The organism is Occallatibacter gabretensis, from assembly GCF_001449115.1.
Classification (GTDB): domain Bacteria; phylum Acidobacteriota; class Terriglobia; order Terriglobales; family Acidobacteriaceae; genus Telmatobacter; species Telmatobacter gabretensis.
Map to the genome: position 1 here is coordinate 214,040 of NZ_LAIJ01000010.1, position 23,748 is coordinate 237,787.

Below are 23,748 nucleotides of genomic sequence, written 5' to 3' on the forward strand. Positions count from 1 at the left end.
TCAGGAAAGTAAGAAGCGGGCAACCGTTTGGGAAGTGGAAGAATTCCCCAAGCCGGTTGCCCGCTGGACCCTGAACCGGGTCTAGGTGGTATTTCCAGTGTAGGGCTGTTTTCCACAAAAGCAAGGGAAATCTTAAGAAAATCTCAGCCTTTTCATCTCCGCGATCGCCCATTCAGGCCTCGCCATGCCGGATGCTCTCCAAAGCCCCTTCCCACATTGACCTTAACCGCTCCCGCCTGATACAAAAAAGTGTTGTTCCATCCAAATCCGGCTGACGTATTTGGCCACCTGATCGAACACCGAAACCCAGCATGAACGACATCATTCAACAAGTCGGGACACTTCTGCTCGGAGCCGTGCCTACGGTTCTGCTCTTCATCGCACTGGTCCTGGCATATCAGTTTCTGATCCAGGGACCGCTTACCCGGGCCCTCGCCGAGCGCCGCGCTCGTACCTCCGGGGCTGTGGAAGAGGCTCACAAGGCCATCGCCCGCGCCGAACAGCGTGCCGCTGAGTATGCCGAGAAACTTCGCCACGCTCGGGCCGAGATTTTCAAGGCCCGCGAGAAGCGCATCCAGCAGTGGACCGCCGAGCGCGATGCTGCCGTAAACGAAACCCGCAAATCGGCCGGCGTGAAGGTAGCCCAGGCCAAGGTCGCCATCGAGGCCGAAGCCGAAACCGCGCGCCAGACGATTCATGCGAGTGCCGGCGAATTGGCCAGCCAGGTTGTTCGCGCCATTCTGCCTATGGCCGCCGGGGGGGCACGTTGAAATTCAAGCTGAAATGGATTGCCGCCCCGATTCTTTCGCTCACTTTGCTCGCCGCTTTTGCGGCTTCAGCCACCGCACAGGAACCTGCTGCTACTCAGCCTGCCTCTTCTCAGTCAGTCCCGGCTCAGGCACAGGCCACGTCGGCGGGGGAGGCCAAGCCGAAGCAGCAAAGCGATGAAGAGAAATTCCTGCATACCAAGCTGGTTGAATCCATCGGCAAGGCGATGGGGCTGCGCGTTGAAACTACCGCTACCCTCTTCCTCTGGCTCAACTTCGCCATCATCTTCTTCGCTATCGTCATACCGTTGGTCCGGATTCTGCCGAAAACCTTCCGCAAGCGCCGCGAGACGCTCAGCAGGAACCTCGAAGAAGCCCGCAAGACCACCGCGGATGCTAACTCCCGCCTCAGTGCTGTAGAAGCCCAGCTCTCGAAGCTGGACGAAGAGATCGCCAAAATCCGCGCCCAGGTCGAAGAGGAGATCAAGGGCGACGAAGCGCGCATCAAGTCCTCGATTGGTGAGGAAAGCGCCCGCGTCGTCGCCGCCGCCGAGCAGGAAATCGCTATGGCAGCCGCCCAGGCTCAGCGCAGCCTCAAGGCATTCGCCGCGGACCTTGCTATCGATCAGGCCGTCAAGCAGCTCACGCTCACGGCTGAAAATGATCGCGCCCTGATTGAGGAATTTGTCGCGCAAGCCGAATCCGGCTCCAGCCCGGGAGGAAAAAACTAGCATGTCATCCGCATTTGCCTCTCGCTACGCGCGCGCCTTTGCCGATGTCGTCGCCTCCGCGCACCTCAACGCCGCCGCCATGGATCAACAGCTGACCGATTTCCTCGCCACCTGGGACGGCAGCGCCGAGCTGCGCTCCACTTTTGAGAATCCAGCTATCTCCGCCAACCAGAAGATCGCCATTCTCGACAAGCTCAACACGAAAATGGGCCTCCAGAAGGAGCTGCGTAACCTGATCGCAGTGCTCATTCACAACGACCGCATCGTTCACGTGAAAGAAGTAGCCGCAGCCTACCGCGCTGAACTCGAAGAGCGGCAGGGAATTCGCCAGGCCGAAATCACCACAGCCCGCGAGCTGCCGGAAGACGAGCGCACCACGTTACTCGTCGGCGTCGGCAAGCTTGCCGGGGCAAAGATTCAACCCACCTTCAAGCTGGACAAATCCATCCTTGGCGGAACCGTGGTTCGCATCGGTTCAACCGTCTACGATGGCTCCGTCCGCGGAAGGCTGGAGAGACTGAAAGAAGTATTAGTCGCGGGCTGATAAGCTCGCCAAGGAACGAAAATGGCTCAAATCAAGGCAGACGAGATTACACAGCTTCTACGCGAGCAGATCGCAAATTACGACTCCAAGGTGCAGGTCGACGAAGTCGGCACAATCACCTCGCTCGGCGACGGCATTGCCCGCATCCATGGCCTCGACAAGGTCATGTCCGGCGAGCTGCTCAGCTTCCCGCACGGCATCGCGGGCCTCGCGCTCTCGCTCGAAGAGGATCAGGTAGGCGCCGTCATCATGGGCGACTACACCGAGCTCAAGGAAGGCGACGAGGTCAAGCGCACCGGTAAGATTCTCTCCGTCCCCGTCGGGGATGCCATGATTGGCCGCGTCGTGAACTCTCTCGGCCAGCCGATCGATGACAAGGGCCCCATCGCCACCACGGCCACGCTGCCCGTCGAGCGTCTTGCTCCCGGAATCATCGACCGCCAGCCCGTTCGCGAGCCTATGGCCACCGGCCTCAAGGCCATCGACGCCATGATTCCCATCGGTCGCGGCCAGCGTGAGCTCATCATCGGCGACCGCCAGACCGGCAAAACCGCCGTTCTGCTTGACACCATCATCAACAACGCCAAGAACGACCTCATCTGCATCTACTGCGCCATCGGTCAGAAGCGCTCGTCCGTCGCGCAGGTGGTGCAGACGCTCACGGAAGCCGGCGCCATGGGCCACACCATCATCGTTGTCGCATCGGCCTCCGAGCCTGCACCTATGCTCTACCTCGCTCCCTACGCGGCCACGGCCATGGGCGAGTACTTCCGCGACAACGGCAAGCATGCGCTGGTGATGTATGACGATCTCTCCAAGCACGCCATGGCCTATCGCGAAATCTCGCTGCTCCTGCGCCGTCCGCCGGGTCGCGAAGCCTATCCAGGTGATGTTTTCTATCTTCACTCGCGCCTGCTTGAGCGCTCCTCCAAGATGAGCAAGGAGCGCGGCGGCGGCTCACTCACCGCTCTGCCTGTCATTGAGACGCAGGCTGGTGACGTCTCCGCCTATATTCCCACCAACGTCATCTCGATTACAGACGGTCAGATCTTCCTTGAAACCGATCTCTTCAACTCCGGCGTCCGTCCGGCCGTCAACGTCGGTCTCTCGGTCTCTCGCGTCGGCTTCTCTGCCGCCATCAAGGCCGTTAAGCAGGTCGGTTCCACGCTCAAGCTCGATCTCGCTCAGTACCGTGAACTCGCCGCGTTTGCGCAGTTCGGTTCGGATCTCGACCCACTCACCCAGAAGCAGCTCAACCGCGGCCAGCGCCTCACGGAACTCCTCAAGCAGCCGCAGTTCCAGCCGCTTACCTGGCAGCAGATGGCAATTATTCTCTTTGCCGGCACCCAGGGCTACCTCGACGATCTCAGGATCGCCGAAATCCGTCCCTTTGAAGATGGCCTGTACAAGTATTTTGAGTCGGGGCAGTCGGCTCTGGTTCAGTCGCTGACAGAGAAAAAGCAGATCGACGACGACATCAAGGCAAAGCTGCACGCCGCCCTCAAGGAATACAAGGAAAACTTCAAGGCCACGCAGAAGGAAGCGGTCACCGCTTAACGGAAGACTATGGCTAACGTACTAGATCTCCGACGGCGCATTCGCAGCGTGAAGAACACGCGCCAGATCACCAAGGCCATGAAGATGGTCTCGGCGGCCAAGCTGCGCCGCGCGCAGGAGCGCATGGTTTCCGCGCGTCCCTACGCCCAGATGATCGCCAGCGTCCTTGATTCGCTCACGCGCCGCATCGACATCTTTGACGAGGAAACCGGCAGCCTCGCGCATCCGCTCTTTGCCGTCCGCGAAGAGAAGCGCGTTCTTCTCGTTGTCATCAGCGGAGATAAAGGCTTCGCCGGCGCATTCAACTCCAACATCCTCAAGACCGCCTCCAACTTCCTTGAAGGCGCTGAAGCCGGCAGGGAGATTGATATCGAGGCCGTCGGCCGCAAGGCCCGCGACCTGCTCCGCCGCCGTTATCCCGTAGCCGAGTACTCTGAGGCCACTGAAGAAAAACGCTCCACGCGCCAGTCCCGCAAGGGCCGCGTAGAGATGACCGGCGACCACCCCGGCATGTTGCTCAAGCTTGAGTCGGACCGCGTTCTGGAACTGGCCAAAAGCATCATCGATCGCTATGTGCACGAGGAGATCGACGCCGCCTATATCGTTTTCAATGAGTTCAAGTCGGTCATCCAGCAGCGCGTCATCGTCGAAAAGATTCTTCCGCTCATCAAGATCGGAGATCAGCAAGTCACCGACTCGGCAGAGCCCACCGCGGAAGAGCGCGCGCGTGCCGGCCAGGCCGCTGCCACCTCCGGCGTGCCTCTCACAGAAGCCGATACCCACGAGGCCGAAGAGGAAGACAAAAAATTCGGCACCGCAAACGTTGACTATATCTATGAGCAGCCACCGGCTGAGCTTTTTGAAGCGCTGCTCCCCCGTTACATCGCAGCCAGGCTCTTCCATGCCATGACGGAGTCCGTTGCGGCAGAGCACGCCGCCCGCATGACGGCCATGGATTCGGCCACCAACAACGCCTCCGACATGATCGACTCGCTCACGCTGCACATGAACCGCGTGCGCCAAGCCGCCATCACCAAGGAAATTATCGAAATCGTTTCAGGCGCAGCCGCGCTTTAGGAAAGCACTTATGGCAGAAAATATCGGCAAAGTAATCCAGATCTCCGGTCCCGCGGTGGACGTGCAGTTTGAAGAAGCGACCATGCCGGCCATCTATCAGGCGCTGCGTGTCGTCAGCGATGGCTTCGACGTGCCCACGCCCATCAACGTCATCCTCGAAGTGCAGCAGCACCTCGGCGAAGGCCGTGTCCGCACCGTCGCCATGGAAGCTACCGACGGCATGGTCCGCGGCATGAAGGCCATCGACCTCGGCGGTCCCATCAGCGTCCCCGTCGGCAAGGAGACCCTCGGCCGCGTGCTCAACGTCATCGGCGAGCCGGTCGACGATCTCGGCCCTGTCGGCGAAAAGCTTCGCCGTCCCATCCATCGCGCCGCGCCGCTCTTTGATGAGCAGTCCACGCGCGAGGAGATGTTTGAGACCGGCATCAAGGTCGTCGATCTCATCCAGCCTTTCCTCAAGGGCGGCAAAATCGGCCTCTTCGGCGGCGCAGGCGTCGGCAAGACTGTCGTCATCATGGAGCTCATCAACAACGTCGCCAAGAACCACGGCGGCTACTCGGTCTTCGCCGGCGTCGGCGAGCGTACCCGCGAGGGCAACGATCTATGGCTCGAAATGACCGAGTCCGGCGTCATCAAGCCGGGCAAATTCGAAGAGTCAAAGTGTGCCCTGGTCTACGGCCAGATGACCGAGCCTCCCGGCGCGCGTCTTCGTGTCGCGCTCACAGGCCTTACCGTCGCCGAGTACTTCCGCGACGAGGAGGGCGCGGACACGCTGCTCTTTATCGACAACATTTTCCGCTTCACGCAGGCCGGCTCTGAGGTCTCGACACTTCTCGGCCGTATGCCCTCCGCCGTGGGCTATCAGCCCAACCTCGCCACCGAGATGGGCGAACTGCAGGAACGCATCACTTCCACCAGCAAGGGATCTGTTACATCTGTTCAGGCCGTCTACGTGCCCGCCGACGACTTGACCGATCCCGCGCCGGCAACTACCTTTGCCCACCTCGACGCCACCACCGTGTTGAGCCGCCCGCTCTCCGAGCTCGGCATCTACCCGGCCGTCGATCCGCTCGCTTCTACGTCGCGCATTCTCTCGGCGCGCATCGTAGGCGATGAGCACTACGATGTGGCCCAGGGCGTCAAGCGAATCCTTCAGCGCTACAAGGACTTGCAGGACATCATCGCCATCCTTGGCATCGATGAGCTTTCCGAAGATGACAAGCTCACCGTCAACCGTGCCCGCAAGGTGCAGAAGTTTCTCTCGCAGCCCTTCCACGTGGCCGAACAGTTCACCGGCATCCCCGGCAAGTACGTCAAGATCGCCGACACGGTTCGCAGCTTCAAGGGCATCATCGAGGGCAAGTACGACGACATTCCCGAGCAGGCCTTCTACATGCAGGGATCTATTGAAGACGTGCTCGCCAAGGCCGAATCGCTCAAGGCAACGGTGTAAAGGCAGTTGTCAGTTTTCAGTATTCAGAGATCAGTTGGTGTATTGCGAGAACTGATCTCTCACTACTGATCTCTGATCTCTGGCGACTGAAAGGAGCCTATGGCTGATTCAAACAACCAACTTCGCGTCCGCCTCGTTACCCCTGAGCGCGTTCTCTTTGAGTCCACTGCTTCAGCCGTCGAGCTGCCCGGACGCACTGGTCATATGGAAGTGCTCTATGGCCACGCGCCGCTGCTCACGGAGCTTGGCGCCGGCGACGTGCGCCTCCACGGTGCTCCCGAGGGCGATGCGATCTACAACGTCAGCTGGGGCTTTGCGGAAGTCCTTCCAGAGCGAGTTACTATCCTGGCGAACGATGCTCTCAAACCCGCTGAAATTGACGTCAAGCGCGCCAACGAGCAGCTGGATCGCGGCCATAAGCTCTGGAACGAAGCCGGGGACAGCGAAGCAGCCTACGACAACGCCCTTGAAGTGATTGCCGAGGCCGAAGCCAAGCTTGCCACTGCTACCGAAAAGCACTAAATCGTATACAGGCAAACAAAAGCCCTGCTCGTAAGAGCAGGGCTTTTGTTTTATTTAATGCGATAAAACCTACTGCTTCAAAACCCAGGTGGCAATCTTGTCCAGTACGACGGGGGAAATCGTCTCTTCAATCTCTGCATATTCGTTCGGCACTCCCGACTTTGCGGTCTGGAAGAGATGGTTCAACCCCGGCAACTCGTCAATCTCATAGTGCTTGTTGCCGCCCTCTTCGAGCGCCTTGCGGATCGCCGGCAGATTTTGCTTCGGGGGCACTTGCAAATCGAGTGAGCCGTTTAGCGCCAGCACCGGGCACTGCACTTTGCGCAGCGATGTGGCCGGATCGTAGGTGAAAGAGTAGCGGAACCATACCGAGGTCAGCTCCTTCACCATGGCGCCGACCTGCGCTTGAGGAGCCTCGCTGCCCATCTTTGCGCGAACCTCTTTTTCAACTACCGCATTATCCTTCTCTCGCTCCACCAGTTCGATGAAGGCCTTTTCGCGGGCCACCTGCTTGTCCACTTCATCCGGCGGCATGCCCATCGCGATCGCAATCAGCCGATGCTGCTCCACAAGAATCTGATCACCCGGCACGCCGGTCCCCGCCATCAACACAATAAAATCTACATCCTTGTTCCGCGCCGCAACAATGGGCGCAATCGCTCCACCTTCGCTGTGCCCAATCAGCCCAATGTGATGCGGATCCGCTTCCGGGCGGGTCTTCAAATAACGCAGGGCTGCCTCGGCGTCATTGGCAAAGTCTGCAGTCGTCGCCATCGCATATTTCCCGGTGGATTTTCCCATTCCGCGTTTGTCGTAGCGCAGAACGACAATGCCTTTCCGCGTCAGGTAATCAGAGAGCACGAGAAACGGCTTGTGCCCGAGCAGCGCCTCATCGCGGTCATTCGGGCCGGATCCACTGATCAGAACAACGGCTGGAAACGGTCCTTTGCCCTGCGGAACTGTCAGTGTCCCGGCAAGTGTTACTCCCGCTGCCGAACTCGGGAAGCTCACATCCTCCTCGTGGTAGGGATACGGCTTCACCGGATTCTGCGGCCTGCGCCGCTCCACCTCCGACTGATCCTTCACTTGCTTGAGCGATAGGGGGAGCGGAGTGCCTAGCTGGGTAAACGTGCCGTCCATGGTCGCGCCATCGGCGCTGAGCTTACCCTCGTACGTGCCTTTCAGCACCTTGAACTCCATCGTCACCGAACTACCGTTGCGTGTAATGCTGTCGGCTGCAATCCACTGCTGGCTCTGGTCCGGGCTCTGTAGCTGCGCCGTAAGCCCTGTTGTGCCGGTCGCAATCTTGATGATGATACGCAGGTTGAACGCACCGGTATTGATCGATCCTGTCCAGGTTCCAGCGATCGGTACATCATTTGCCGCTATAGAAGTCGCAGGCTTTGGGGCCTCACCCCGTGTCAGGTTTAGCTCCAACGGCGTTCCCTGGGACCATGTCCCCACAATCGACGCCCCATCCGCGCTGACAGTGCCTTCATACGTCCCGTGCACCGCGTCGATGGTCATGTTCAGCTTTGAGCCATTCAGCGAGACAGAGCTTACCGGAATCCCATTCGCGCCCTGATCGACGCTGTCGATGGTGGCTGAGAACTTGCCGTCTTTGTCAGCGGAAATGTGAAAGATCAGGTGAAGCTCGTTGCCGCCGGCGCTGAGCGTTCCCTTCCAGTCGCCGGTGATGGGTGTTTGCGCTCGGCTTGATGAAACAAGTAGAGACAGAAGAAGAGTAAGAAGAGAAAAACGAGCAAGCACCTTCGACATTTTGCCCCCGGATATCTGCCATAGTTTACGCTTGGGCCGGCAGAGCGGTTCCCAATGTCGATACACCGGGCCTGTGCAAGCCGCCCTCTCGCGGCCTACAATGCTCTTGCGATGGTAAGTAACAAAGACAAGACGCTGGAAGTCGCCTGTCCGGATTGCGGTGCCATGATCCGCATCGATGTCTCCACTGGAGGCATCATCAGCCACACCCCCGCGCCGCGCAAGCGGACCTTTGAGGACCTGGAAACAGCTGCCCGGGCCATGCGCGAGCAGGATGAACGGAAGGAATCCATCTTTCGCCAGAGCGTCGATGCCGAGCGCAACAAGGCCGATCTGCTGGAAAAGAAGTTTGCTGACGCCCTTCGCAAGGCCAAGGACGCGCCCGAAGGTAAGCCTTTGCGCGAGTTCGATCTTGATTGAGGGCTGAGAAAACTATCTGGCACTGGATTGAATCTACTTAAGCGCGGAGCAAATTTTAGAGCAGGAGATTTCCGATGAGCGTGATTCCCATTCCCCGCCAGACAAATTCTGTGCCCGACGCGGAGAACCAGCTTTCCCCCACGCTGCGCCTTGCTGCGGGCGGAACGCTTCTGGCAGGCGCGGTGCTGCTGCTGGCAAACAAACGCAAGGCAGGCCTGGTCCTCACCGCTGCCGGAACTGCGCTCACGCTCCTTCATGAGAAGGAAACGACTCTGCGTTGGTGGGCGGCTCTGCCGGTGGTAATGAATAGCGCTCAGCGAATCATTGGAAAGGCGCAGACCGCGATGGATGAGCTTGACGCGCATCGGCAGAAGCTCCGCGGCCTGGTCCGCAGGTAGCCTGGTTTCAGATCCCGAGCTGCCGTCGTCCTGCCTCACTGATGCGGCGCGGAGTCCATTTTGGTTCCCACACCAGGTTCATATCTACTTTTGAGATGTCAGGAATTGCCATCAGCCGGTTATGAACCTGTTCAAAGATGAGCCCGCTTGCCGGGCACGCCTGGGTGGTCAGCGTCATGGTGACTTTGACATGCTGTCGTGGCCATTTCGGTGTGGAGTGCGGGTCCGGCGTGGTTTCGATGCCGTAGATGAGGCCGAGATCGACGAGATTCAGCTTTACTTCCGGATCGAAGCAATCCCGGAGTGCGGTCAGGATTTCGGATTCCGATAACATACCTGCTAATTCTGCCGTTCGACCAGGTAACGCGCCACTGACTTGAGTCCTTCGGCGCGGCTGCCAAATGACGCGAGCGCGGCAAAGGCCTCGTCAATTAACGTCGCGGCATCGCGCTGGCTCTGTTCAAGGCCATATACAGCGGGCCATGTGGCCTTTTCGACGGCGAGATCTTTGCCTGCGGTCTTACCCAACTGCTCGGAATCCACCGTGATGTCCAGCACGTCGTCCACGATCTGGAAGGCCAGGCCTGCCTTGCGGCCGAAGGTATCAAGTGCTGCGGCCTCCGCTGCCGTAGCTCCGGCATACACGCCGCCTGCCACTATGCTCACGCGAATCAGCGCTCCAGTCTTCGCGCGGTGAATCGCTTCTACCAGCTCCGGCGTCGGCCTGATGTGTTCGCTCTCAATATCCAGCACCTGCCCGCCAATCATCCCGTCCACGGTGCCTACCGCGCTCGATACCAGGCGCATGACCTGAACTGCTGTTTCCGCTCCAACAGGCAGATTCGCCAGCACTTCAAAGGCTCGTGTCTGCAAGGCATCTCCGGCGAGAATCGCAATCGCTTCGCCAAAGACCACATGGCACGTCGGTTTGCCTCGCCGCAGATCGTCGTTGTCCAGCGCAGGCAGGTCGTCATGAATCAGCGAATAGGTATGCAGCATTTCGATTGCAGCACCAAGCTGGGCGATTCCCTCGGGAAGCTTACCAGCAATTGCTACAGCGGCCTGCATTGCCAGCACCGGGCGCAGCCGCTTTCCTCCGGCAAAGGTGGAGTGGCGCATCGCGCCATGTATCGATGCAGGAACAGTCTCTGCGCTGGGCAAAAGTGCTTCGAGAGCGCGATCCGTCAGCTCCGCGCCTTCCTGAATCAGTGATTTCACATCCGTGGGCATCCCACCCATGATAAATGAACGCAATGTAAACCGCAGTCCATTGCAGATGCGGGCCTTAGGCAGAGTTTGACGAATCTCCACTGACCTACTGCCGCCGCGAATATCAAGCTCGAATTTGTATCACGATGCAAGACGATTTGATTTCGCAGGATCAGATTTAGGGCTTTTTCCGACGAAAACTGGCTGGTAAAGAAATACAGAAGTACAGAATTACTACAAAATTCTTGCGTTTTTCTTGAGGTTAAGGTTTTAAGTTTAATTGAATCAGTTATTTAAATGCCAAATTCAAGGTGCGAAAATGCGCCAAAACCTGGCGAAAATGCGTCCAAAATGCATCTTTTGCGACTCGTTTGAGTGCTGGTGTTTGATGTATGAGGGTGTTATGGAATTTCGATATGGTTTCAGTGTGACAGAATCCGCGAATTAATACGCAAACTTTCTGAAAGAGATTTTGCGCGGAGGCGATGACGGGCCCAACAGGCCGAAGCCGGCGTGCTGGACGATGCTTAACCCGTGGCGAGCATCATTTTTTACGCTCCGCAAATAGGACGCCTGCGGCTGTTAGCAATGCGACAAGGCTGATCCAGCGTCCCAGCTTTACATCCGACGTCGTTGTCCAATCCATCGTTACATCGACAAAGCCCGGTTGCACAGGAACCACCATCAATCCGTCATCGCGGTTTCCCTGGTCCGTCACCGGCGCGTCATTGACGCGCACGTTCCACGCCGGATAACGCCGCAGCCGCAATACCACGTAGCCCGCATGGGAGGCCATGCCTCGCACGCGCCGGTGCTCTTCGCCGCCTGTTGCGATCACCGGAAACGGATCGCAGCTTGCTTGCCCGGCGCGCCACACGGGCTGCGGATCGTCTGCATCGCCCTCGCCCAGCGTCGCTGTTGCATCGCTTACCAGGCATGCGACCGGCAGCTTCTGAGCCACCAGCGTATTGTCCGCGCCCTGGGGTGCATACTCATCGGTGCCGATAGAACCCTGACCCTGCTCATAGGCTTGTGTCATTCCGGCAACGGAATCTTCATCGTCGCAGACCTGTTGAAAGCGCGTTCCTGCAAACCATGCCACGCCTACGAACGCCGCGGCGCTAATACAAACCAACGTGATGCGGCCGCGCTGGGTTTGCGGCCACTTGGAGGAGGCAAGAAAGATGGCAAGAGGCGCTTCCAGAACTACCAGCCATCGCCATGGAAATTGCAAAAAACTGAGCTTCGGCAGCAGATTCCATACCGGCAGCGAGAGGGGAAGCTGGAGGAACAGCACTGCAAGCGGAATCAATGCGAGTGGAAGCCAGATATTGCTCTCGCCGGGCATTCTTTTTCGCAAGAGGCAAATGAGAAAGCCTGTGCTGAACATCGCGAACATGGTGGTAGCGACAAGCGAGGTCTTAAACAGCTCGATGTCGTGATCCTTCAGAGCCGCGCTGGCATGATGCGCGAAGATAAAGCTGTTTTGCACCTGCAGGCCCGGATCGTTGATGGCCTCCTGAATATCCACCCAACGCTGCTCGACGGCCGCGGGAACCAGGTAGAACGCAGCAAGCCCCAGGCCGAGAGAAACCGCGACCGCAGCGCGCAACACCGGCGCCCAGCTTCGCCGCATTATGGCGAGCACAATCACAAACGCGGCCAGCAGATAACAGACCATTACGCCGACAGGAGCATTCGCCAGCCACGAAGCGGCGATTGTCAGAGCCAGCCAAAGAGTGGAACGCTTCTGCCGCATTGCAAACAGGAGCGCCAGCGGAATTGTGCATCCTCCCACCATCTCTCCGTATGCCGACCGCTCATACACGCAATAGAGGGCATAGCCGGAAAAGATCGCAATGCATCCGGCCAGCGTTGCCGCGCCTTGCGGCAGCATCTGCTTTGCAAGTACACGTACGGCGAGTCCGGTCCCGGCCAAGAGCAGAAATGCCATAGCGACCGGTGCGGCCTGCCAGCCTAGGACGGCTCCCAGCGCCGCACCCAGTATCCATGTCAGCGGAGGATAAAAGAGGAACCGCGGTTCGCCTGCGCCGAAATTCGCGCTCGGAGTCCAATGCGGGTAGAAGGTTCCGTTTTGCCAGGCGTCGCGCGCATCCATCCAGCTGACAAGGTGAAAATCGAAATCATGTCCGCAGGAGAATCCATTCAGCAGGAGCGGAGCTGTCGCAACTGCTGCCGCCAGCAGAATGAGCATCGGACCGAGCAGTCTTTTTGTCCACTGTTTACGGTCCACTGTCCACTTGCCTTTCACGGTTCCAGTCGCAACGTGTGCCGCGTGTTTGCCGCTACGGCTGCCTCCGTAAAGGGCAGCGCAAAAGTCGTACCGCTGTAATAGTCGTTCCACTGGTCGCGAAAGTATTCGCTATATGGATTTCCGCTTTCGCCCAGCGAAATATTCTCAGTTGACCCGTCGATGCTGCTCCAGTCCATGGTGAATCGCTGCGAGGGACCAAACGCTTTGCCCACTTGTTTCACTGTTGTGCCGCCGCCGCTGAGTGGCAGCGCGCCGGTGCCGGCGACATTTGTTATCCACGGCAGAAAAGGGTGCAATGGATGTTCGATGTCGATTACGTGCCAGCTTCCATAGGTCCACTTGCCCAGATCGGCCGGTGCATTGCTATTCTTCAGGCCGCGCCGCACGGCTTCGCTGAGCACATCATCCCAGGTCTTGTAGCCTTTGGGGATCCAGTCTGTTTCGCCGTGCATCACAATTTCTTCCTGAGCAAAGCTCCTCTCTGCCCAGCGGTAATCCGCCGTGAGACCGCCTAATTTCGGCTCGAGGATGAGCGGCCACAGCGCGTCGCGCGCTTTGGTGACGACCGACGCCGCTGTTGAATCTGTCGTCATTTTTCCATCCCAGCTTCGCAGAAGGTCCGCGGCCTGCTTGAGCCGTTTGTCATTTTGAGCTGAGTGATCCAGTGCATACGCAAAGCGATGGGCGATCTCCTGGTCTACTTCGCTGTAGATGTCCGTCTGCACGGCCAGCATGTCTGCGGGCGTCAGTTTATCGCGACCTTGCAGCAGTTTGTAGATGCGCTCTGCGCGATATGGGTCGGCCCACTCGAGCGTGAGCTTATATGGAGATTTGTCGGTTGTTACATTTGCGTTGGCGGTTGCCAGAAAACCGCTCGGAGGATCGACGGAGTTGGGCAGCTGATCGAATGGGGTGTATCCGGACCATTCATTCTGTCCACCGTGAATGGCTGTGCCTTTCAATCCTGCCGGACGCACCGGCGTCTTTCCGATCGCGTGATACGCTACATGTCCTGCGTCGTCCGCGTATACGACGTTCTGCGTTGGCCAGCACCATTGCTGAAGCGACGCGGAAAACTCGTTCGAGTTCGCAGCGGTGTTCATCGCATAAATCGGGAGGGAATTGAGGGCGGGGTCATACAGCGTCCATTTCAGTGCGATGGGGCGCGTCTCATTTTTCAGAATCGGATTCAGCAGCGGCCCATGCGCCGTCTCCTGCACATCCACGATCACATCCGCTCCGCCGCGCACATGGATTGTTTCGTGGCTCACCTGCAGCGGCTTCCACGTTCCATCCGGAGCCTGATAATTTCCCTTGCCGTCCAGCTTCTCGATGTAGAGATCCTGTACATCGGCATAGAGTGCCGTAAATCCCCATGCCACGTGCTCATTGTGGCCTTCTATCACGTACGGCATGCCGGGCAGCGTTACGCCTGCGGCGTGATATCCGGGAGCTTTCAGGTCTGCCATGTACCAAATATTTGGGACCGTGATACCGAGGTGCATGTCGTTTGACAGGAGGGGCTTTCCGCTGGCGGTGTGTGAGCCTGCAACGACCCAGTTGTTGGAGCCTACTCCGCAGGCATCGCAGTCAGGCAGGCCAAGAGTCTGGCGCAGTTGATGTACGTCCAGGGATGATGTGGTGCTGTCGTCATCGTCATCCTTGGACGGCGGTGGAACCGGCTGCGGCTTGGTCATGTCGATCACTTCGCCGGTCGGCGGCCTGTCGCGCCATGAGCCTACGGGGTATAGATCCGCTTCGAGTTTTGCTCTGTTTGGTAGCTTGCTCAGCTTTGCTGCGATGCGGTCGCGCACCAGCTTTGTATCCCAGTGCGAATCGAGGTCGTTGATCATCATGGTGCCGATGAGGATTGAATCCTCGCCGGTCCACTGCCTCGGCACGTAATGCAGCAGCTTGAACTCCGCGGGAAGGGAATCTCCGTGTTGGGCGATGAAAAGATTTACCCCGCGCGCGTAGGCATCGAGGCCGGATTTTTCGTTTGCGGAGAGGCTTATATAGATTCTGTGCGCGGCTTTGCGGAATCCCAGGACGCGCTGCGCTTCGTCATGCGCCACGAGCGACCCGCCGAGTATCTCAGCCAACTCGCCACCCGCATGTCGCCGGTACAGGTCCATTTGCCAGAGGCGGTCCTGTGCGGTTACGTATCCTTGCGCCGTGAAGAGGTCGGCCTGGGTTGCTGCCTCGATGTGCGGTACGCCATGCGCGTCTCTCCGGACTGTCACCGGCGCGCTGACCGCGGAACTTAGATGAATCTCGCCATCGAGTTGCGGTAGTGCGGCCTTTGCAGAGCCGCGTAGCCACAATACACCCGCGACTGCTACCAGTATGACGAGCAAGATCAGCCCCAACAAGGCGGACAAAACAAATCGCAACCAGCGAAACTTCTTGCGGCGCGGGGCTAAGGGAATAACGGGTGCGGAAGCGGTGGAACCGATGTTGGCCATAGGTCACAGACAGGATACCGCGCTACTGGAGCTGTCATTTCATTGTTTCGCAGGCAAAAGGTCCTGAGGCAAGTGAAGCCGAAGCGGGAGTCAAGCCGGATGGCTGGATTGCGATCTTTTTGGAGAGGTAGGCATCGACTCGTTCGCATGGTTGCAAGGTCATCTGAGTGCCGGCAGGATAGACTTTGGGCGAATACTTGCGGTTGCGGATGTAATCAGCTAGAGCAACTGGCGAAATGACCGCATAGACAGCCAATGCAATGATTGCTACAGGTGCAACGACAATGGCCAGGACTACGCATGGTCCCATATCTCCGCAATCATCTTCGCCGGGAGGATATTGCCGCAGGCGCAGCCGTTGACCGTTGCTGAGCAGCATGCTGGTCGCTTCGACGGTAATCTGTCCGTCACGTTTGCCTGGAATGCCTTGGTGGACATGAGTTACTTTTCCCTCAGCCAGCGTGCCTTTTGGGATGACAACGACGCCATTCGTGGAGACGTCATTGGCGACAGCGAGGCGAACGATCTGCCCTCTCTCTGCCGTAGAAGAGGAGACGGATTCGAGTAAGAAAAACTCGATTTTAATTTCCCTGGAGATTGTGACTGTGTCGGCTAGTGTAGGCGGCTCGGGATTGTTCTGTGTGACGGATTGCTGTGCAATTGCCGTCATGCACAAAGCCAGGCATAGCAGATGTATAGCGCAGAAACGAATCATTGATTTCATCGCGTGCTCCTTTGCTTGTTGCAGGGTCATCTCTGCCGAAAATGCAGCGCGAATGGAATCCCAATCCCAAACTGCGGCCGGGCCGGCATGAAATTATGGTCAGACGAAAAGGCAAAGGGAGCGCCGATTCCACCGATGATGACGGCGCTGATGGCTCCGCCTGCGGCGGCGTGACCCGCACTTACCTGTTGAGCAAAGCCAACACCCATCAGCGTTCCACCAACAACCATGCTGGCAATCCATCCCGGATGGTAATTGCGCGGGGCGTGCTTAGCCTGCAGAGTATTCTGCCCGGGCCGATCCAGCTCCACACTGATTACATCGACGCGGTTGAAGCGGAACCCTGTGTTTGGTGGATTTCCAAAGGGATTGCAGTCCAGAGATGCCTCTGTCGCTCCAGCGAACAAACAGCGCACTGGCGGTCCATATGTATCGCTCACGACAATCGGCGTGCCAGGCTTCAGATTTTGCACCCGGGCCCACATCGGATCATGAGCTTGCGCGGGTGCTGGGTTGTCAGGCAGCGCCTGTGGCCGCGCCAGTGGATGCAATGTCGCGCAAAACGTCAGCGCGAGCCAGAATGCTCTCTTCATTTTCATGGGATGGGTGTGCGGCGAATCTCAGGCCGGTGCTCGCTACGCAAGAAGGGTGATCAGCAGTAGAACGAACACGAAGATCAACGCAGACCAGAAGACTTTCATCGCCGCTTTCTCCTTTCAGTCTGGAGCGTAGGCGGCACGCGGCACTAGATGGTTTGCGTTTAGGACACTTTTGCAGCTGTAACACCTAAAGTCTCTTCCGCGTTGCGAAGCTGCGTAATCGCCGCCTCTGAAAGCAGCCGGAAGACAATCGCATGGCAATCTTTAGGCAGTTCGGCGGCAGTGGGTACATCGCATACCACGGCTGCTGTCGCAGCCAGGCCGCGCTTCCACGCACTGCGTGCGGCGGCGTCCCGGACAAGGATCGCGTCGGGTGAGATACCAGTTGCTATCAACATGGTTCGCGCAATGCGCTGAAACTCGCTCCATCGAGAAGCGATGCCGATCAGAGCGCCTGCGGGCGCAGGCAAATACTTTCCGAGTGCCGGCGCTACCGGGTGTATGTCGAGAACCGTCAGTTCTGCGCCTGCCGGGAGCAGCTTTTTTACCGTTGCGGCCTTGCTCGGCAGAACAATCGCCATCGCTCCATCCAGCGTGCCGTTTCGCCCGCATTCCTCCGGCGCGCAGCCGGTCACGGGCAGCGCCAATGCCTGCTCCATCTCCGTCATCACGACGCGCCGTAACTCCGCGTCCGGTTCGATTACAAGCCATCGTCCAGGAGGCTGCGTCTGTAACCAGTGCAGCAGCCGGCTGCGCACCAGCAGGTCCGGCAGTCCCTGTCGGCGCGCCTTTACCACCAGTTCCCCCAACAGTGCGTCCAGCATTCTCTCGGGAGTCTCCGGTGTCTCCGGTCTGCGGGTTCGCACGTAGACTCCGCTCCCATGCCGAAACTCCAGCCAGCCTTCGCGCTCCAGCTGGCGATAGGCTGCGCTTGCTGTATTGGCGTGGATCCCAAACCTTCGCGCCAGCTCCCGCGTACTCGGGAGGCGCTCGCCTGCTCTCAGGTCGCGGGACAGAATTCCCAGCACAATCTGCGTTGTCAGCTGCTCCCGCAGCGAGACCTCGCCTGTCCGATTCAGCCAGAATTGCATTTCGCCGCCTCCGCGCGATTTTTCTTTCTATAATGCCCAGAGATTCTTTTAAACTACACGGCGAGCCGCTTTCAGTGTGTTTTCAGGCACGTAACATAGACATCATCGGCCCTGTGCTGCGTCTAATACAAGAGAACACAGAGCTGAATTTTCTTCTATTGTTGCGCGGCGTTGAAGCCGCAAGGAGATATACGTAGTCATCATGAGCGATTCCATTGAAACCACCCCGCGCAGCACGCCGGTCGCGCTTATCGTCGCCGTTGGAGCCGCGCTTCTTGCCGCCCTGGGCGGCCTTGTCTGGTCCTATAGCCTGAACGGTAAGCTCACCACCACGCAAACCGAGCTTGCCGATGCGAAGCAGAAGAACGTTCAGCTTGCCGCCGATCTTCGCGAGACCAACGCCCGCCTCCGCGTGACCAGCGAAGAGACCGCCCAATCGCTTGGCCTGACACAAAGGCAGATGGATGCTCGCGCGCAGCAGATCATTGCCCGGGAACAGGTTGAGAATAAGCGTCTTGAGGCCGCTCAGCAGCAGACCGCGCAGCAGGTGACTGCCGTGCAGAGCGATGTTTCTACCGTGAAGACCGACGTGGGCGGCGTGAAAACCGATGTCGCCAAGACTCAGACCGATCTCGCCGGCGCCATCACCCAGCTCCAGTCCATGAAGGGCGATCTCAGCGACCACTCCAGCCTCATCGCGCGCAACCACGACGAACTCGAGATTCTGAAGCACAAGGGCGACCGCAACTACTACGAGTTCACTCTCAACAAGGGCGACAAAAAGCCTGTCGGCACCGTCAGCATCGAACTTAAAAAGACTGACTCCAAGAAGGCGCGTTTTACTCTCGTCGTCTATGCCGATGACATGAAGTACGAAAAGAAGGATCGCAACGTTAACGAGCCGCTCCAGTTCTACAGCGGCAAGGATCGCGGCCTGTTTGAGATTGTGGTCAATACGATCAGCTCAAAGAACGAGATCACCGGTTATCTTTCTACGCCCAAGACGAGCCCTGCTCCAGCAGGAATGTAAGAGGATGCGGCAGGTGACAGTTCTGCCGCCTGATTCACTGCACATTCACCCTCATTGGACCCGGCAGAATCAAATCCGGTTGATACTGCAGGCTCACCGTATAGTTAATTCCCTTGTTCGCATTCCACTCCGCTTCTGTCAGCCGGAAGGCTGCCACAACGTCGCCTTCCAGGCTTTGCCCCGGCACAATCGTCATATCTGCGGGCAGGGGCGTGCCATGCAGAGCCGCCAGATCCGGGTTTGCCTGGAACAGCCGCTCGTAGTCGTGCGGAACCGCCGCATAGCTTGTGTGGATTCCATCGTCCAGCGTCACGTTGGTCATGATCTGGCGCACGAAAAGAGGATTCTTGCTCTGATTATGTATCTGAATATGGCTGAAAACCAGTGCCTGGTCGAAGGGTTCCTTCGGCATTGGATTGCCCGCTGCATCCAACCCGCTCGACTCGCGATGCACAAAATGCACCGTAGTGCGCGCTACCTGCCCCGTGGCCGCGGGCATCTCTTTCGTCACCGCTGCATAGACCACCACGGCAATTGAAACCGCAATCGCCGCAATCACTGCGGCCCACACAATATGGCTACTGCCGCGAGTAAAATCCTCGCCGCGCGCCGCATCATCCAGGTCAGGGGAGTTCTGCTGCAAGAGGCTCATGGCGAACTCATGATACGCCTCTTTGCCGAGAGGTGTACCGGCATATTGAGAGAATCAGCTTGTGGGTTTCGCCCGGCAAACCTATCCTCAGCGCCCAGCCTCTGGGTGCACTGCAACCCTGCCGCCGCATAGCGGCCCGGCTTACGCCGCGTTATGCTGCGCTACAGCGGCGTCTCTCAGCCGAATTACCGCGTCGGCCTGAGCGCCTTTTTGACCCTGTACGATGTCGAACTCCACATCGTCGCCTTCTTTCAGGGTCTTGTAGCCGTCCAACTGGATTGCGGAGTAATGCACGAACACATCGGGCCCGTCCTCGCGCCCAATGAATCCATAGCCCTTGGCATTATTGAACCACTTCACTTTCCCTTTATGCTGAGCCACTGGCGGCTGCCTTCCTTGCGTCGTAATAGGAGCTTCGCGAACCAGGGGACAACTTCTATTCCCCGGCGATGTTCCATTTCTACTGACGTTGCAGCCTGTTCAAAGGTTGATGAAAGGTTGCTCCGCGCGGTGCAGCAAGTGGGACGAACTTGCTGCTTTATCCGCTAACACCAAGTATTTACGCAAGATGAACTTTGTCCTCAAGCTACTTTTTCTTCAGTTTTCTGGCATAGAGCAATGTGCCCACAAGTGTCTTGCCGTCCTTGATTTCGCCCTTGGCAATCTTCTTGAGCAGCTCAGACAGCTTGACCAGCCGGAAATCGATCTTCTCGTCCTCCTCCGGATGCGCCTCGCCTGCAATCAGCCCCTCGGCCAGGTAGAGCTTCATCGATTCGCCCAGAAAACCCGGGCTTGCCCAGTACTCAATCAGCAACTTCCACTTCTTTGCGCGATATCCGGTCTCTTCTTCCAGCTCTCTCTGCGCGCCGGTTAGCGGCTCTTCGCCGGGGTCCAGCTTGCCTGCCGGCAGCTCCCAAAGATATTGCCCCGCGGCATGACGATACTGCCGCTCGATCACCACCCACGGATCCTTTTTGCTCCTGGAGGAATCAATGGCCAGAATCACCACGCTCCCGTTATGCCGCACTACCTCGCGCGTGCTCTCGCTGCCCTCCGGCTCCACAATTCGGTCGCGTGTTACGCGGAACAGGGGCCCCTGGTAAGCCACCTCCGAGCTGAGCACCTTTGCTACTTCCACGGGCTTCTTCGCCGTCTTTTTCTTCTGCTCGGTTGCCTTTTTTGCCATAGGGTGATCTGGTTCTCCTTCGCGTGTAATTGCCACAATCACCACGAGTATACCCATGCGCCGCGGATTTTATATTTCTGACTTCGCATGATGGTGGCTCAGCCTGAATTGACTTTATGAAAACTTATTTTCCTGCGCCTGCTTTGGAATTTCCGCAATCTTGCGGTGAAGCCGCTGAGCCGCCTGAGTTTGCTGAAATCCGCCCTATATCTTGTCATTTTTTTGTCGTGTGGTTCCGACAATGGTCTTACTCCCCCATGACAACTGCGCTCTCGCCGACGCCTATGTTCGGGCCGGAGCCAACGCACTTGACGTAGGTTTCCAAGGAGAATTCCGATGCAAGATACCCCAATCAGCCCGGCCAAAAGCAAGCTCAATCGCCGTGCTCTCATCAAAGGCGGCCTGATGGCCGGTGGCGCTGCCGCTCTCGGCACTGACCTTCTCACCAAAGCAACTCCAGCCCTGGCACAAGGCGAATTCAACTCCCATCGTCCGCTTGACCGGGGAGATGTCGCCATCCTGCGGTTCCTTGCCGCTGCCGAGATCATCGAAAGCGATCTTTGGGTGCAGTACAACGAACTCGGCGGTCTTACTTCCGGCGTTCCGGTCGAAGACAACCCCAACCCGCCGACCCTCAATGCCTATCAGACGGCGCTCAGTAACCTCGACACAGACGGCCCGCAATACATTACCAGCAACACCGACGACGAGATAAGCCACGCAACCTTCCTCAATGCCTATCTCGAGTCACGCGGAGCGGAGTCAGTCAACTTTGATGAGTTCCGCACCCTTCAGGGGTCGATGGCCAGCGGTGCACAGAACATCGGACGGCTTACCAATCTTGGCCATCTCAATGTCGACACCAGCTGGTTCACTCGCTACCGGAGCACTCCCAACCCCGACGTGACCCCCGACGCCACGTTTCCGCAAGCTGTCACCATCACCAACCGCCGCGCCATTCCCCTTACCGACGCTGATTTCAACGATCCCAACGGCATCCAGGTCATCGCCAACACCGCGGCCTTCCACTTTGGATTTATCGAAGGAGGCGGTACCAGCCTCTACGCCACGATGGCCCAGAAAGTGAACCATCCTGAAGTCCTGCAAATCGTTCTCGGCATCGGTGGGGATGAGATCGCGCATTTCCTCGAGTGGGTAGACTTTGCCGGCAACGGCGTACAGCAGCCAGTTGCGCCGGTTTCCTTCGGCGGGCTTACCTTCCCCGATTTCTTTGCTACTCACAATCCTCAGATCCAGCCCAGTCTCATCTTCCCAATCCCCGCGCAGTTCATCAGCACCAAACTACCGCTCTGCGCCACCATCCGCCCCATCACGGATAAGTTTGCCGGCGCCCAGGCTGCCGTTGCAGCCTTTACCAACGATGGTCTCTTCACCGGCCAGCCGAAGTCCTTTCTCAACCTCCTCAAGCAAATGGCCGAAGAAGCGGACGCGGCCTTCCGCAACTTCTAACCGCGTAGGGGGCCGGGTTCGTCCCTGGTCCCCTTGCGTGCTCTCTATGCCCGCCTTTCTGCATCCCTCCACCCTTCCATGTCATCCTTATTTCAATCGCGTCTGTTCAAAGGGATCCCAGAAAAGTGTCCGCAGTGTCGACAATCGAGTGTCATCCCATCACCATCGCGCCCGGTGCTTCCCGGCTCTTTGTGGATTTCTGCGCCGCGTCCGATGCAGGCTCCGGTGTTGCTTCGAACCAGGTGCGCCGTTTCTACGCCACCGCACTAGCAGGCAGCTCCTGGCAGCAGGCCCCTGCCCGTCCCGCTCATTGGTCCAGAATTGTTGATCTGCTGGAAGCGCAAAATCCCTCAGCTACTGCTTCCATCGCTGCCCTGCGCGACGGCGCCGGAACAGTCCTCACCGGCCAGCAGGTTGGCCTCTTTGGCGGACCGCTTTTCACCGGCTTCAAGGCAGCCACAGCGCTGGCTCGCGCGCGGCAGGCCACAGCTTCCGGACAGCCTCACTCGGCCATCTTCTGGCTTGCGAGCGAAGATCACGATTTTGCCGAGATTGATCATGTCGTTTTTCCGGGTCGCCATGAACTTAAGAAGCTTGCCTACCGTAGCAAGCCGTCAGCCGCGGTGCCGGTCGGGTCTATTGTTCTGGACGAGACGATTGCGCCGCTCCTGGACGAAGCTGCCGAGCTGATCGGCTGGTCTGAGGCTCTCGAAGCACTTCAGGCTGCCTATCGTCCCGGCCGTACCTTTGCCCAGGCGTTCGCGGATTTTTATTCCAAAGTCTTTGCTGCGCAGGGTCTTCTCGTCTTTGACGCCGCGTCAGCGGAAGTACATCGGCTGGGCGCGCCTGTGCTGCTTGCTGCCATTGAACGTGCCGATGAGCTGCATGCTGCGCTTCTTGATCGAAATCGTGAGCTGACGGAGGCCGGCTATCATGCGCAGGTTGCTGTCGGCTCTGGTTCCAGCCTGCTCTTCCTCATCGATGCGGAAAGTGGAGTGCGTCAGTCCCTCAAGCGTACGCCGCCTACTGCGGTCGAGCCGGACGGGCTCTGGCAGGCCGGCCGCAATCATTACTCCACCTCCGAGCTTGCAGGGATTCTCGCCTCGGAGCCGCATCGAATTTCGCCCTCGGCGCTGCTGCGGCCAGTCTTTCAGGACTTCCTCTTTGGAACCTCACTCACCATTGGCGGACCGGCGGAGATCGCCTATTTTGCGCAATCCGCTGTCCTCTTTGAGCGGATTCTGGGCCGTGCCACGCCTGTGCAGGCGCGGTTTTCCGCCACGCTTATTGAGCCCGCAATTGGGGATCTGCTTCGCCGCCACGACCTTGCTCCGGAGCGCGTGTTTTCGCAGACGGAAGACGGCCTGGCGCAGCTTCTTGCCGCTCGCGCCATGCCTATCGAAGGCAAACGCAAGCTTGCTGCTGCTGGGAATGCTCTTGATGCCGAGCTGACCGAGGTCGAAGAGTGGATGAATCTCGTTGACGAAGGACTAGGCCGCTCAGCCCGTACCGCTGGGAGCAAAATGCGCTACCAGATGAATCGCCTGCGACGTCTGGCCGCCAACTTCCAGCTTGAAAAAGAGGCCGCGCTTGGCCGCCACGCGCAGTCCATGGTGCAAGCGCTCTTTCCCAATGGCGCGCCGCAGGAGCGCGTCCACGGAGCGGCATACTATTTTGCGCGTCATGGCTTTGAGCTGGCTGAAGAGATGGTGACGCATGCCGCCAGCGACTGTCCTGGGCACACTGTCGTCTGGCTCTGACTGATGCGGGAGGCGTTTTTGAGTTTCAGCTTGTGCGCT

Annotated in this window: 23 protein-coding genes; 12 read left to right on the top strand and 11 right to left on the bottom strand. The window is 58.4% G+C overall.

Annotation, left to right across the window (positions count from 1 at the left end; translation table 11 throughout):
* Positions 1–311: 311 nt before the first annotated feature.
* From VO84_RS17225 to atpC, 7 genes are all read left to right on the top strand, one after another.
* Positions 312–770, top strand: coding sequence for an ATP synthase F0 subunit B (locus tag VO84_RS17225; protein ID WP_058188987.1), 459 nt, complete (start codon positions 312–314; stop codon positions 768–770).
* Positions 767–1,498 (top strand): F0F1 ATP synthase subunit B family protein, encoded by a 732-nt coding sequence (locus VO84_RS17230; protein WP_058188988.1) that lies wholly within the window; start codon positions 767–769, stop codon positions 1,496–1,498. The genes VO84_RS17225 and VO84_RS17230 overlap by 4 nt, the downstream gene beginning before the upstream one ends.
* 1 nt (position 1,499) lies before the next feature.
* Positions 1,500–2,042, top strand: a complete 543-nt coding sequence (gene atpH, locus VO84_RS17235; RefSeq protein WP_058188989.1) for an ATP synthase F1 subunit delta — start codon at positions 1,500–1,502, stop codon at positions 2,040–2,042.
* Between the two features lie 21 nt (positions 2,043–2,063).
* Positions 2,064–3,599 carry a F0F1 ATP synthase subunit alpha gene (atpA, locus tag VO84_RS17240; protein WP_058188990.1) on the top strand — a complete coding sequence of 512 codons (1,536 nt, stop codon included), beginning with the start codon at positions 2,064–2,066 and terminating at the stop codon, positions 3,597–3,599.
* 9 nt (positions 3,600–3,608) lie between these two features.
* Positions 3,609–4,676: a F0F1 ATP synthase subunit gamma gene (locus VO84_RS17245; RefSeq protein WP_058188991.1), complete on the top strand. Its 1,068-nt coding sequence runs from the start codon at positions 3,609–3,611 to the stop codon at positions 4,674–4,676.
* A 10-nt stretch (positions 4,677–4,686) separates the two neighbouring features.
* Positions 4,687–6,129 carry a F0F1 ATP synthase subunit beta gene (atpD, locus tag VO84_RS17250; protein WP_058188992.1) on the top strand — a complete coding sequence of 481 codons (1,443 nt, stop codon included), beginning with the start codon at positions 4,687–4,689 and terminating at the stop codon, positions 6,127–6,129.
* 99 nt (positions 6,130–6,228) lie between these two features.
* Positions 6,229–6,651: an ATP synthase F1 subunit epsilon gene (gene atpC / locus VO84_RS17255; RefSeq protein ID WP_058188993.1), complete on the top strand. Its 423-nt coding sequence runs from the start codon at positions 6,229–6,231 to the stop codon at positions 6,649–6,651.
* A gap of 69 nt (positions 6,652–6,720) precedes the next feature.
* On the opposite strand, the gene VO84_RS17260 is transcribed toward atpC, so the two are convergent.
* Positions 6,721–8,430: an alpha/beta hydrolase family protein gene (locus VO84_RS17260; RefSeq protein ID WP_157439973.1), complete on the bottom strand. Its 1,710-nt coding sequence runs from the start codon at positions 8,428–8,430 to the stop codon at positions 6,721–6,723.
* Between the two features lie 111 nt (positions 8,431–8,541).
* On the opposite strand from VO84_RS17260, the gene VO84_RS17265 reads away from it, so the two are divergent.
* Positions 8,542–8,850, top strand: coding sequence for a hypothetical protein (locus tag VO84_RS17265; protein WP_058189357.1), 309 nt, complete (start codon positions 8,542–8,544; stop codon positions 8,848–8,850).
* 74 nt (positions 8,851–8,924) lie between these two features.
* Positions 8,925–9,248: a hypothetical protein gene (locus tag VO84_RS17270; RefSeq protein WP_058188994.1), complete on the top strand. Its 324-nt coding sequence runs from the start codon at positions 8,925–8,927 to the stop codon at positions 9,246–9,248.
* A gap of 7 nt (positions 9,249–9,255) precedes the next feature.
* Here the strand turns inward: VO84_RS17270 and VO84_RS17275 are convergent, their stop codons facing one another.
* The 7 genes from VO84_RS17275 to VO84_RS17305 all read right to left on the bottom strand — a co-directional run bounded on the left by VO84_RS17275 (position 9,256) and on the right by VO84_RS17305 (position 17,611).
* Positions 9,256–9,582 (bottom strand): metal-sulfur cluster assembly factor, encoded by a 327-nt coding sequence (locus VO84_RS17275; RefSeq protein WP_058188995.1) that lies wholly within the window; start codon positions 9,580–9,582, stop codon positions 9,256–9,258.
* Between the two features lie 5 nt (positions 9,583–9,587).
* Positions 9,588–10,478 carry a polyprenyl synthetase family protein gene (locus VO84_RS17280; protein WP_058189358.1) on the bottom strand — a complete coding sequence of 297 codons (891 nt, stop codon included), beginning with the start codon at positions 10,476–10,478 and terminating at the stop codon, positions 9,588–9,590.
* A gap of 523 nt (positions 10,479–11,001) precedes the next feature.
* Positions 11,002–12,729: a 6-pyruvoyl-tetrahydropterin synthase-related protein gene (locus VO84_RS17285; protein ID WP_058188996.1), complete on the bottom strand. Its 1,728-nt coding sequence runs from the start codon at positions 12,727–12,729 to the stop codon at positions 11,002–11,004.
* Complete coding sequence (locus tag VO84_RS17290) at positions 12,726–15,197, bottom strand: penicillin acylase family protein (RefSeq protein WP_058188997.1); 2,472 nt, start codon at positions 15,195–15,197, stop codon at positions 12,726–12,728. Before VO84_RS17290 ends, VO84_RS17285 begins: the two co-directional genes overlap by 4 nt.
* Positions 15,198–15,231: 34 nt before the next feature.
* Positions 15,232–15,921 (bottom strand): hypothetical protein, encoded by a 690-nt coding sequence (locus VO84_RS17295; RefSeq protein ID WP_058188998.1) that lies wholly within the window; start codon positions 15,919–15,921, stop codon positions 15,232–15,234.
* A 26-nt stretch (positions 15,922–15,947) separates the two neighbouring features.
* Positions 15,948–16,514, bottom strand: a complete 567-nt coding sequence (locus tag VO84_RS17300; RefSeq protein WP_197414093.1) for a hypothetical protein — start codon at positions 16,512–16,514, stop codon at positions 15,948–15,950.
* Positions 16,515–16,681: 167 nt separating this feature from the next.
* On the bottom strand, positions 16,682–17,611 hold the full coding sequence (locus VO84_RS17305; protein WP_058189000.1) for a GntR family transcriptional regulator: 930 nt from the start codon (positions 17,609–17,611) through the stop codon (positions 16,682–16,684).
* 202 nt (positions 17,612–17,813) lie between these two features.
* Here VO84_RS17305 and VO84_RS17310 point away from each other — a divergent pair, with 202 nt between their 5' ends.
* Positions 17,814–18,641, top strand: coding sequence for a hypothetical protein (locus VO84_RS17310; RefSeq protein WP_058189001.1), 828 nt, complete (start codon positions 17,814–17,816; stop codon positions 18,639–18,641).
* Between the two features lie 34 nt (positions 18,642–18,675).
* On the opposite strand, the gene VO84_RS17315 is transcribed toward VO84_RS17310, so the two are convergent.
* The 3 genes from VO84_RS17315 to VO84_RS17325 form a co-directional block, all read right to left on the bottom strand.
* The gene (locus VO84_RS17315) at positions 18,676–19,293 is read right to left on the bottom strand and encodes a hypothetical protein (RefSeq protein WP_058189002.1); all 618 of its coding nucleotides are present in this window, start codon (positions 19,291–19,293) and stop codon (positions 18,676–18,678) included.
* A 141-nt stretch (positions 19,294–19,434) separates the two neighbouring features.
* Positions 19,435–19,674 (bottom strand): cold shock domain-containing protein, encoded by a 240-nt coding sequence (locus VO84_RS17320; RefSeq protein ID WP_058189003.1) that lies wholly within the window; start codon positions 19,672–19,674, stop codon positions 19,435–19,437.
* A 205-nt stretch (positions 19,675–19,879) separates the two neighbouring features.
* Positions 19,880–20,479 carry an NUDIX hydrolase gene (locus VO84_RS17325; RefSeq protein ID WP_058189004.1) on the bottom strand — a complete coding sequence of 200 codons (600 nt, stop codon included), beginning with the start codon at positions 20,477–20,479 and terminating at the stop codon, positions 19,880–19,882.
* Positions 20,480–20,815: 336 nt separating this feature from the next.
* On the opposite strand from VO84_RS17325, the gene VO84_RS17330 reads away from it, so the two are divergent.
* The gene (locus VO84_RS17330) at positions 20,816–21,949 is read left to right on the top strand and encodes a ferritin-like domain-containing protein (RefSeq protein ID WP_058189005.1); all 1,134 of its coding nucleotides are present in this window, start codon (positions 20,816–20,818) and stop codon (positions 21,947–21,949) included.
* A 134-nt stretch (positions 21,950–22,083) separates the two neighbouring features.
* Entirely contained in the window at positions 22,084–23,709 is a 1,626-nt protein-coding gene (gene bshC, locus VO84_RS17335; RefSeq protein ID WP_231738037.1) for a bacillithiol biosynthesis cysteine-adding enzyme BshC, read from the top strand.
* The last annotated feature ends 39 nt before the right edge of the window (positions 23,710–23,748 follow it).